Raw genomic sequence first — 2,065 nt, 5'->3', positions numbered from 1 at the left:
CAGCCCCCAGGCGTTCTTTCCGGTCCGCCTCATACTCGGAATAATTACCCTCAAACCAAACCACCTTGCTATCGCCCTCAAACGCCAGTATGTGAGTAGCAATTCGATCGAGAAACCAGCGGTCGTGCGAGATCACGACAGCGCATCCGGCAAAGTTCTCCAGTGCTTCCTCCAACGCGCGCAGTGTGTTGACATCAAGATCGTTCGTCGGTTCGTCAAGGAGCAGAACATTCGCCCCTTCCTTGAGCATCTTCGCCAGATGCACGCGATTGCGTTCGCCGCCTGACAACATCCCGACCTTCTTCTGCTGATCCGAACCGGAAAAATTGAATCGACCTACATACGCACGTGAGTTCACTTCGCGAGTGCCCAGCTTTAAAGTGTCCTCACCGCCGGTAATCTCCTGCCAGATCGACTTCTGCGGATCGAGTGTCCGGCTCTGATCGACGTAAGCCAGCGCCACTGTTTCGCCGGTCCGAATCGTTCCAGCGTCAGGTTGCTCCTCTCCAGTGATCATCCGAAACAACGTCGTCTTGCCGGCGCCGTTAGGGCCAATCACGCCGACGATGCCGCCGGCAGGAAGCGCAAACGTCATGTCTTCAACCAGCAGGTTCCGGCCATATCCCTTGTTCACACCTGCTGCTTCGATGACGACGTTGCCAAGTCGCGGCCCGGGAGGAATGTGAATCTCCAGATCCTCCCTTCGCCTTTCTGACTCCTGTCGCAGCAGTTCCTCGTACGAGTTGATTCTTGCCTTGCCTTTCGCGTGGCGAGCTTTCGGCGACATGCGAATCCATTCGAGCTCGCGTTGCAAGGTTTTCTGGCGTTCGCTTTCAGACTTTTCTTCGCGACGCAGCCGTTCCTGTTTCTGTTCCAGCCACGACGTGTAATTACCCTTCCAGGGGATTCCCTGACCGCGGTCGAGTTCGAGAATCCAGCCTGCGACGTTGTCGAGAAAATACCTGTCGTGAGTTACGGCGATGATCGTTCCCGGATAACTCTGCAGGTGATGTTCGAGCCACGCGACTGACTCTGCATCGAGGTGGTTGGTTGGTTCGTCGAGCAATAAGATGTCCGGCTTCTGCAGCAGCAGCCGGCAGAGCGCAACACGGCGCCGCTCACCGCCTGACAGAACCTTCACTTGAGTCTCCGGCGGTGGGCACCTGAGCGCATCCATCGCCATTTCCAGACGTGAATCGAGGTCCCAGGCGTCTTGCGCGTCGAGCTTCTCCTGCACCTCGCCCTGCCGCTCGAGCAACGCCGTCATTTCGTCGTCTGACATTTCCTCGCCGAACCTGTCGTTGATCTCCTCGAACTCTTTCAGCAGATCGACTGTTTCTTGTACGGCCTCTTCCACGACTTCGCGCACGGTCCGTGAGTCGTCGATCAACGGTTCCTGTTCGAGATGACCGACGGTGAACCCGGGAGAGATCACCGTCTCGCCGTTGAAGTCTTTATCGACGCCGGCGAGTATTCGCAGCAGCGAAGACTTTCCCGATCCGTTCAAACCGATCACGCCAATCTTGGCGCCATAGAAGTAGGAAAGGTAAATGTCCTTAAGGACCGGCTTCTTGTCGTAGAACTTGCTAACGCCGACCATCGAATAGATAACTTTGTTTGGTTCTGTGCTCATGGGAAGAATTGCGAATTGCGAATTGCGAATTGCGGATTTCGAATTTTGTCTAACTGCGACGTGCAACATCTTATGCTACTCCCACCGCAGAACGAAATTCGCAATTCGCAATTCGCAATTCGAAATCCAGCATCGCAATTCTAAATTTACTGAGGTGAGGTAGCCGGATACTTTGAATTGAAATCGGCAATGAAAGCCTGCGTCACATCAATGGTGGGACTAATAGTCAGGATTGCAGGCGCGAGCTTATTCAGGTCGAAGGTAATCGTAAAACCTCGTTGACGGGCAAATTCATCGAGGGCCTTGCCGATGTCAGCAGAAACGGGCGCAGTGACTTCCTGGTATCGCTTCTCATAGGACGTCCCCGCCGGCGGCAGGGGGGCAGGCGGCAGGGGCAGGCGGCAGGCGGCAGGAGCAGGTGGCAGGAGCAGG

General features: G+C 55.5%; 2 protein-coding genes. Both read right to left on the bottom strand.

The annotated features are described in order from the left end of the window. Positions 1–1,633: energy-dependent translational throttle protein EttA (gene ettA / locus WAW17_RS26075; protein ID WP_422335767.1), on the bottom strand; the 1,633-nt coding region annotated here is incomplete at its 3' end. Positions 1,634–1,779: 146 nt separating this feature from the next. Beyond that, positions 1,780–2,065: hypothetical protein (locus tag WAW17_RS26070; RefSeq protein ID WP_422335766.1), on the bottom strand; the 286-nt coding region annotated here is incomplete at its 5' end.

It is taken from the genome of Rhodococcus sp. (in: high G+C Gram-positive bacteria), assembly GCF_049286785.1.
Taxonomy (GTDB): Bacteria; Actinomycetota; Actinomycetes; order Mycobacteriales; family Mycobacteriaceae; genus Rhodococcus_F.
Note: the sequence above shows the minus strand (reverse complement) of the source record. Positions and strands in the feature narration are given on the sequence as shown.